Raw genomic sequence first — 9,142 nt, 5'->3', positions numbered from 1 at the left:
TTGCGGCATAGTCCATCATGATGACACGATACATGTAGAAGTTGTTCGGATCCTTCGAGAGCACGCTGTTGGCCACCTCAAGGCTCTTGTCGTAGTCCTTTGCCGAATAAAGCAGACCGGCGTAGCGCTGCTCATCCTTCTGGAAGTGGTTGGGATTCTCAAGATACTTGCCATACTGCAGACATGCCGAACCGAACTGCGAGTTGTCGTAGTATTTCTCGGCAAGCTCACGCTGTGCCAGAGCCGAGTTAGGCTCGAGCTGATTGAGCTCCTCAAGCTTCTGGATCGCAAACTTGGGAGCCACGCGGAAGTATGTGTTGGCATACTTGACGTAAGCTTCGCGATTGACGATATTCTTGTTCTTGTCGGCCTCGATGGCAAGCTCGTAGAGCGATGCGGCGTTGCCCGGATCATCCATGGCTTTCATGTCGCCCTGCAGCATGAACACGGCGCTCTCGGTGTTTTTCGAGTCCTTGAGGGCCTTGTCGAGATACTTGTTGATCTCCTTGTCGTAGGCGACAGGGTCAACGTTGTAATAAGCACGGGCAACCGCTGCCATAAGGGCGGTGTTTTTCTTGTCGGTCTGCATGCCCTGCTTGAAGAAATCTTCGGCAGCACCCTTCTGGCCCTGCTTGAGAGCCACCTCGCCCAGACCGATATAGTTCATACCGTTGGCGGGATCGGCAGCCACGCCCTTGTCAAAATTGGCTTTGGCCGCGTTGAGATCATTGCCCTGAAAGTCGATCGCGCCGAGATAGTAGTAGCTTACTGACTTATTGGTCTGCGGATCATTGATGGTGTTTTCAAGAATGATCTTTGCGACATCAAGACGTCCGGCGTTGTAATTGTCAACGCCATCCTGGTAGCCGCCCTGGGCGGCTGCCGACAATGCCCCGCCGAGGAGCATCGCGAAAAGTAACTTCAGTTTCATTGACTTGGTTTATTACTGTTTTTTATATATCTGTTTGTTATACGTTTATTTTCGTTCGTAATGGCTGCCGTCAGTTGATATTGACCAGCGTGGGCTGAACAACTTTGGGCAGCACGCCGGTGGTCATCATGATCTTCTGGCCGTGGAAACCGGTGACGAATGAGTAGAATCCGTGGCTGATAGTGCCTCCCGTGGCCGTACACACCATGTAGATCTGGCGGTAGAGCGGATATGATCCGTCGAAGATATACAACTGATAGGGCATATAGGCCGTCACCTCGTCATTGCCGCGCACTTTGATCACCTTCACATCCTCGCTGAACCGCATATCGGCCGAATTGCTCACCGAATCGTTGCTCTGCACCGAAGCGGCAAACTCCTCGCGGCTCATCTCGCGGGTCTTCAGATCCGAACTGATCCAGCTCACGCCTATAATACCCACGGCATTTTTATTCTCACGCACGGCCTTGAACACGTCGGCGGGAGTCTTCTGAGCATAAACATTCGGGCCGAACTGACCGCCGTTGAGCAGCGAGTCGCGCATATACTGCACTGTCGACGATCCCTGATGGTCAAACACCACCTCTATCTTGCCGAGGTGATCATTGCCTGGCACCACCTGATTCCATTCAGTCAGTTGCCCCGACAGTATCTCGGCTATCTCAGGCTTGCTGAGCACCTGCACACGGTTTTGTGGATTGACTATAAGAGCCAGAGCATCCACGGCGATCATGCTCTGCCGGACCTGACGACCGTTGGACTTCAGGTAGTCGACCTCCTTCTGCGTCAGCGGACGGGTGAGGACACCAAGACGCGTATCGGCCGTCTTGCTGACATCGAGCAGACTGTCGATCACGGCATTCTGACTTATGTAGACCGGCATGATGCTTGCCTTGGGATAGATGTATTCAAACACGTCTATCTCCTGATTCATTATATTCTCGAAACTTGCATCACAGGCTATCTGCGCGATGCCCGACGACGCTGTGCTCTTCACCTCCTTGGCGCATGACGACACTGCCACGCCCAGAAGCAGAGCGGCTCCGAGAGATAACACTCCCGGAGTCAGTCGGCTGATGTATTTCATTATCGATATTGCTGATTTCACACGGACTGGATGAGATCTGTTGCGTCAATACGGCGAGTCGACTCCGGCAAACTGCCGGTAGGCACGCCAGATTCCATACACTATGAAGATGATGCCGCCCACCCAACGGATCCATTCCCAGCTTCCGTAAATGGGAGCGAAAAACCCGGTGAGGAACAATATTCCCACACCTATATAGACGATGATCATGACGATGCCGAATATGGCTCGCATCGTTTTCGGAGTGCCGGCAGGATTGTTGTTTGTGCTCATTTTCTTCTAATCGTTAAATTGTTAAACCTCACGCACTCCCGACCGACGCTGTTCACGCGTGCGCCAGAAGTCCGTTTTTATAGTTTTAACAAAGCCATGGCCGTTAAGTTCGCTCAGCGACGGTTCGCCTGACGGCGTATAACGGCATGACGTTGTAAAGATAAATATAATTTTTCAATCTGATATAAAGCAAGTCGAGATTAAACTCTGTTAACACGGATTTTGCCGACTTTTTTCTAATTTTGTAGCATAAAAAGCCAACACACACCTGAAACATGCACCAGCCACTTGCCGAACGCCTGCGTCCGCAGACACTTGATGAATATATCGGACAGACTCATCTTGTAGGCCCCGACTCAATAATCAGGCGCATGATCGAAACCGGACACGTCGCCTCGTTCATCCTATGGGGTCCTCCGGGAGTAGGCAAGACCACGCTTGCCAGGATCATAGCCAACACGGTCAAAGCCCCGTTCTTCACACTGTCGGCCGTCAGCTCGGGAGTAAAAGAGGTGCGCGAGGTCATTGACCGCTGCAAGCACGAGGCCTCAAGCATGTTTGCCACATCTCGGCCGGTGTTGTTTATCGACGAGATCCACCGTTTCAGCAAGTCACAACAGGACAGTCTGCTCGGTGCCGTGGAGAACGGCACCGTGACACTCATCGGAGCCACAACCGAAAACCCGTCGTTCGAAGTGATCCGCCCGCTTCTGTCGAGAGCGCAGGTCTACACGCTCAAACCGCTTGACGCCGCCGACCTCGACAGGCTGCTCCGCAGCGCAATAGAACGCGACGAAGTGCTCTCCACACGCAAGATCGACGTCAGACAGACCGACGCCTTGTTTCGCTTTTCAGGTGGCGACGCCCGCAAGCTGCTCAACATACTCGACCTGCTCGAACAGTCGACCCCCGCAGCCGAGCCGGTAGTGATCGACGACGCCACAGTCACCAGCCGTCTGCAGAGCAATCCGGCAGCCTACGACAAGGGCGGAGAGATGCACTACGACATCATTTCGGCATTCATCAAATCGGTGCGAGGATCTGATCCCGACGCAGCCATCTACTGGCTCGCCAGAATGATTGACGGCGGCGAAGAGCCTGAATTCATAGCCCGGCGACTGCTCATACTCGCCGCCGAAGACATAGGTCTGGCCAACCCCAATGCACTGCTGCTCGCCAACGCCACATTCGACGCCATCCACAAGATCGGCTGGCCCGAAGGACGGATACCGCTGGCCGAATGCACCATATATCTCGCCACATCGCCAAAAAGCAATTCGGCCTACATGGCCATAAACGCAGCCCTGCAGCATGTCGGCTCAACAGGCAACCAGCCTGTGCCTCTGCATCTGCGCAACGCGCCTACGTCGCTGATGAAAGATATGGGCTACGGCCACGACTACAAATATGCCCACGATTACCCCGGGCATTTCGTCCGCCAGCAATTCATGCCTGACACCATCGGACACCCTACATTCTGGAATCCGGCCGACAACGCCGCCGAGCAACGCGCCGCCGAACTTCAGCGGCAGCGATGGGGATCATCAGCCTCCACCGACTGATCTCAGAGCATGGCATGACCCGGGACCAGAACCGACAAAAACGCTGAGTCCGACAACTCCGCGACTCAGCCCGATTTTGCATAATCCATTAATAATCGCTATCTTTGCATTGTTAAATAACTCGCAAAAATTAGCGGCGAGTGGTTTTGAGATTTGCTCGAATGATTTTTGCTTGAAGACGAGGGTGCGTAGCGAGCTACACAACTGAGGATGAAAGCAAAAAAACGCCAGACAAAATCAAAAAAAATATAGCAGCAAACCACAGACTACTGACGGATTTAATAACATAAACTGTTTTTTAAGAGTTACTTATACGAAGCGTTTTGTAATCCTCATCGGAGGGCTGGATGCAGCTGGATAAGATGACCGGGTAAAACCTCGATTCTTACCGGCTTTTGTATTGTGTTTTTTCAATCCGATCAATTCTGCCAAGTGGCTCGTAAAAACGCCCGGACAGTCACGAAGCACTGCAGCGAGGCACGTGTTACTGATAAATTGGATAATGTAAACTGATTTCTGAGAGTTACTTATGAACCGCGACAATCTCGATTTCGGCAACGGCAATATAGCAAGCCTGTTCCGGACCATGTTTTTCCCGACGCTTATAGCAATGATGTTCAATTCGTTGCTCAATATCTGCGACGGCATGTTTGTGGGCCACGGCGTAGGTTCCGAAGGGCTCGCCGCCATCAACATCGTGGCTCCCATGTTTCTTGTCACCACCGGTATCGGACTGATGTTCGGTATCGGCGCGTCGGTTATAGCCTCCATACGTCTGGCCGAGGACAACGTTAAGGCCGCGCGCATAATAATGACGCAGGCATTCGCAGCCGGAGCTGTGATATTCGGCGTCATCATCACTCTGACAGCACTGTTCTTCCGACCGTTGTTATATCTGGCCGGATGCTCCGAGGCGCTCGAACCGCTCGCTACCGACTATCTGCTATGGCTGCTGCCGGGATTTTTCTTTTTCTACATACAGTGCGCCGGCATGATGCTCATAAGGCTCGACGGATCGCCGAAGACAGCCATGGCAATACAGATCACATCGGCCGCCCTCAACATATTTCTCGACTGGCTCATGGTATTTCCATTGGGCACGGGCATCGCCGGAGCTTCGATAGCCACATCCATCTCCTGCGTGGCAGGCGGCTGTCTGGTGATGATATATTTCATCAGATTTTCCACCACACTACGGTTCTACCGACTGAAACTGTCGGCCAAGTCATTGCGGCTGACCCTACGCAATGTAGGCTATATGGCCCGGATCGGCTTTGCGACATTCGTGACCGAGCTCGCGATCGGAGTGATGATCGTGACCGGCAATTATGTGTTCATGTCGCGGCTTGGTGAGGATGGTGTGGCCGCTTACTCTATCGGATGCTATCTTTTTCCTCTCATATTCTCCCTAAGCAACGCAGTCGCACAATCGGCCCAGCCGATCATAAGTTTCAATTACGGCGCCGGTCAGACCGGCAGGGTTGCCAAGACTCTCAGACTGTCACTCATAACCGGTACGATATGCGGCGCGGGCGTATCGTTGACCATGTGGCTTGCCGCTCCCCTGCTCGCCGCTATATTCCTTCCGACTGATACCACTGCATTCACCTATGCGGTCCACGGCCTTCCGCTGTTCGGGCTGAGCGCGGTGCTGTTTTCACTCAATATCGTGATGATCGGTTACTATCAGAGCATCGAGAAAGCCGGACGGTCGACGCTCTACACCGTTATGCGCGGCATCATATATCTCATCCCCGCCTTTATCATTCTTCCGCAAGCCATTGGCAACGACGGGCTGTGGATTGCCATTCCCATGGCCGAACTACTGACGCTTCTGACCATCGCCCTCACCTACCGCCGGTGACAACCTGCGCCGCTCGAAAAAACGGCAGGTAGCTACCCCGTAGAGCAACGCCCCGACCAACTGAGCTAACGCCGTGACGCCAAATGCCGCTGCATAGCTCATATACTGTGCCAGAAATCCGCCGAGCAGTATTCCGAGCCCCATACCGGCATCCCACGAAATCAGTATCGAGGAATTGGCCGTGCCACGCTGATCGTGGCGCGCAACGCCTATGAACATATTGAGCATGGCCGGATACATCTGTCCGTTGCCCAGACCTATAAGCAGAGCCGACAGGTAGTAGCCCCACTCACCCGCTCCTGACGCGAACAAAACAAACCCAAGACTGGAGAAGATTACGCCACGCAGTCCGCTACGGGCTATCTCGCCGCGCCTCAGAGAGCGCGATCCGATCAGACGGGCACACACAAGCCCTACGGCCAGAATCATGAAAAACAAGCCGGTGCCGTCGGTAATGCCCAGCTCCTCTTGCCCGTAGATGGCCACATAATTGCTCATCACACCCCAGCAGAGTCCGAACAGACAGATGTTAACCGCCATCAGCCACGCACGCCCAAGAAAGAAGTGGTCAAGGCTCAGCTTCGGCCTACCGATCACTCTGCGCCGCTCCGGCAACCTGACACGCGACGAACTGACAAATCCGGCCAACGCAATGACGAGAGCGAGCCAGAAAAGCAGATCGAAGCGACCTGTGGCATGATATATCCATATACCTACCGACGGAGCTATGGCCATGGCCAGATTATTGCTCAGACCATAATAGCCGATCCCCTCGTTGCGGCGCGACGCGGGGAGCACGTCGATAGCCACGGTGGAGTTGGCCACTGTGGCCGCACCGAAAGGGAGTCCGTGTAGCGTGCGCACTATTGCAAACATCAACAGCGTTCCGGCTCCGACGTAGCCGGCAAACATGATGAAGAACACGAAAAAACACAGCGTCAGCACCCTCTTGCGGTCGAACGTGTCGACTATGAATCCGCTGAAAGGACGCACAAGCAGCGTGGCCACAACATAGCCCGACAGGACTATGCCTATCATGTGCTTGTCGGCGGCAAACTGTGCGTCGAGGTAGATCGGCAACAGGGGTGTAAGAATATAGAAGGCGAAGAAGAGCATGAAATTGCTCGTCATCACCTTCCAGTATTCGCGGTTCCAGAGTTTATCGTCACTCATGGTCGTCGTATGCAGGCCTGTGTCAGATCATCGGCCGGAGTACATGTCGTCATAATACTTCTCATATTCACCCGAAGTAATGTAATCCATCCACTCCTGATTGTCGAGATACCACTTCACGGTTTTCTCTATGCCCTCTTCAAACTGCAACGAGGGTTCCCATCCGAGTTCACGCTGGAGTTTGCGCGAGTCGATGGCATAGCGGAGGTCGTGTCCGGCGCGGTCAGTCACATACGTGATCAGGCTGTCGCTGTGACCTTCGGGATTACCGAGCAGACGGTCGACCGTGCGGATGATCACGCGTATGAGGTCAATGTTTTTCCATTCGTTGAATCCGCCGATATTATATGTGTCGGCCACACGTCCCTTGTGGAATATCAGATCGATGGCGCGGGCATGGTCCTCGACAAAAAGCCAATCGCGCACGTTCTCTCCCTTGCCATAGACCGGAAGCGGCTTGCGGTGACGGATATTGTTGATAAACAGCGGTATGAGTTTTTCAGGGAACTGATATGGCCCGTAGTTGTTCGAGCAGTTGGTGACGAGTGTAGGCATGCCGTATGTATCGTGGTAAGCACGCACGAAATGGTCGCTCGAAGCCTTGGAAGCCGAATAGGGAGAGTGGGGATTGTATTTTGTCTCCTCAAGGAAAAACTCGGTGCCGAAGGCCAGATGATGCTCGGCCGACGAAGCGGTGGTGGTAAAGGGCGACTGTATGCCCTCGGGGGCGGTCAGCTCAAGCGCGCCATACACCTCGTCGGTGGAGATATGATAGAACAGCTTGCCATTATAGCCGCCGGGAGTCGACTCCCAGTAGATCTTGGCTGCCTGAAGCAGCGACAGGGTACCCATGACATTGGTACGGGCAAACGTGAACGGATCCTTGATCGAACGGTCGACGTGACTCTCGGCTGCAAGATGTATTATGCCGTCGACATCATACTCTTTCATGACTTCGAGCATGCGGTCGAAGTCGCAGATGTCGGCCTTGACAAACACATAGTTGGGCATATTCTCCACGTCCTTGAGATTGGCGAGATTGCCCGCGTATGTCAACTTGTCGATATTGACGATCCTGTAGTCGGGATATTTGTTCACAAAAAGCCTTACCACATGGCTGCCGATAAAACCGGCGCCACCGGTTATCATGATATTCTTCCTGTAGTTCATATTTGATCGGTATTCTTTAAGTTTGCGACGCATTTTTTCAGAGAATCCACCCAGTAGGGTATCTCCTGACAGAACACGCGCTTGAATTTTGTCTTGTCGAGAACTGAATAAGAGGGACGCACCACTTTGGACGGGAACTCGTCGGAGTGACACGGATCGATCCGGCACGATGAAGCGCCGGCCTCGGCGGCTATCATCTTGGTGAAATCATACCATGAGCACACACCTTCGTTGGAATAATGATATACACCCTCATTGCCGTCGATCATCCGACGCTCTATGATGGCAAACAGAGCGTCGGCCAGCTCCTGGGCGTATGTGGGCGTTCCGCACTGGTCGAACACCACCTTGAGCTGCGGACGAGTAGCGGTAAGTTCCATCATTGTCTTGACAAAATTACGCCCATACTCACTGTAGAGCCATGCCGTGCGAACCACAATCGCCCGGCAGCCTGAAGCCTCTATTTTCTGCTCGCCATGCATCTTGGTGACGCCATACACTCCTGTGGGCGACATAGGCTCATCTTCATTGCGCGGCGTGTTTCCGGCGCCGCCGCCAAACACATAGTCAGTGGATATGTGTATCAGCACAGCTCCGGCCTTTTTGGCCGCGCGGGCAAGAATGCCCGCCGCTGTGGCGTTGAGCCGCTCGGCGATATCGGGCTGCTCCTCGGCGCGGTCGACATTGGTATATGCCGCGCAGTTGACTATGACGTCGACACCATTGTCGGAAACCATCCGCTCGACGGCCGCGGCATCGGTGATGTCAAGCTCGGCTACGTCGGTGAATATATATCGGTCGGCACTTGATGCGGACGCCTTGCGCAGACTCGTCCCCAACTGGCCGTTAGCTCCGGTCACGAGAATATTCATATCGTTTTGTATGGATTATTTTTGCAAATATAATGCCTATTTCATCCAGAAACAAATTTCTATCGTCATATCTCACATTATTTACACGGCTCTTTCATTTAAGATTTCGTCTCATTCTCGACAAATGTGTTATTTTATAGCGAGAGCAGTACGGGCGGAGAGGCTTTAACCTCTGATTTTCAAGAAAATAAGTGTAATGAAAATTTGGCC

General features: G+C 53.2%; 8 protein-coding genes. 2 read left to right on the top strand and 6 right to left on the bottom strand.

The genetic code is table 11. The features are described 5' to 3' along the window. The 3 genes from C5O24_RS08545 to C5O24_RS08535 form a co-directional block, all read right to left on the bottom strand. The coding region (locus tag C5O24_RS08545) for a tetratricopeptide repeat protein (protein WP_369333076.1) at window positions 1–931 on the bottom strand (931 nt) is incomplete at its 3' end. 70 nt (window positions 932–1,001) lie between these two features. Continuing rightward, on the bottom strand, window positions 1,002–2,018 hold the full coding sequence (locus tag C5O24_RS08540; RefSeq protein WP_107035572.1) for a PstS family phosphate ABC transporter substrate-binding protein: 1,017 nt from the start codon (window positions 2,016–2,018) through the stop codon (window positions 1,002–1,004). 45 nt (window positions 2,019–2,063) lie between these two features. Then, window positions 2,064–2,291: a hypothetical protein gene (locus C5O24_RS08535; RefSeq protein ID WP_107035571.1), complete on the bottom strand. Its 228-nt coding sequence runs from the start codon at window positions 2,289–2,291 to the stop codon at window positions 2,064–2,066. A 275-nt stretch (window positions 2,292–2,566) separates the two neighbouring features. Between C5O24_RS08535 and C5O24_RS08530 the strand changes: the two genes are divergently transcribed. Both C5O24_RS08530 and C5O24_RS08525 read left to right on the top strand, forming a co-directional pair. Further along, a complete protein-coding gene (locus tag C5O24_RS08530) occupies window positions 2,567–3,853 on the top strand; it encodes a replication-associated recombination protein A (protein WP_107035570.1) in 1,287 nt (428 codons plus the stop codon). 529 nt (window positions 3,854–4,382) lie between these two features. Further along, the gene (locus C5O24_RS08525; RefSeq protein WP_107035569.1) at window positions 4,383–5,717 is read left to right on the top strand and encodes an MATE family efflux transporter; all 1,335 of its coding nucleotides are present in this window, start codon (window positions 4,383–4,385) and stop codon (window positions 5,715–5,717) included. On the opposite strand, the gene C5O24_RS08520 is transcribed toward C5O24_RS08525, so the two are convergent. Genes C5O24_RS08520 through rfbD form a run of 3 tightly spaced genes read right to left on the bottom strand, consistent with a single transcriptional unit; the run spans window position 5,676 to window position 8,932 of the window. Next, window positions 5,676–6,890 (bottom strand): MFS transporter, encoded by a 1,215-nt coding sequence (locus C5O24_RS08520; RefSeq protein WP_107035568.1) that lies wholly within the window; start codon window positions 6,888–6,890, stop codon window positions 5,676–5,678. The genes C5O24_RS08525 and C5O24_RS08520 overlap by 42 nt on opposite strands. 27 nt (window positions 6,891–6,917) lie before the next feature. Continuing rightward, on the bottom strand, window positions 6,918–8,060 hold the full coding sequence (locus tag C5O24_RS08515) for a dTDP-glucose 4,6-dehydratase (RefSeq protein ID WP_107035567.1): 1,143 nt from the start codon (window positions 8,058–8,060) through the stop codon (window positions 6,918–6,920). Further along, window positions 8,057–8,932, bottom strand: a complete 876-nt coding sequence (rfbD, locus tag C5O24_RS08510; protein ID WP_107681703.1) for a dTDP-4-dehydrorhamnose reductase — start codon at window positions 8,930–8,932, stop codon at window positions 8,057–8,059. Before rfbD ends, C5O24_RS08515 begins: the two co-directional genes overlap by 4 nt. Between the last annotated feature and the right edge of the window lie 210 nt (window positions 8,933–9,142).

The sequence above is a fragment of the Paramuribaculum intestinale genome, from assembly GCF_003024925.1.
Lineage (GTDB): Bacteria > Bacteroidota > Bacteroidia > Bacteroidales > Muribaculaceae > Paramuribaculum > Paramuribaculum intestinale.
Note: the sequence above shows the minus strand (reverse complement) of the source record. Positions and strands in the feature narration are given on the sequence as shown.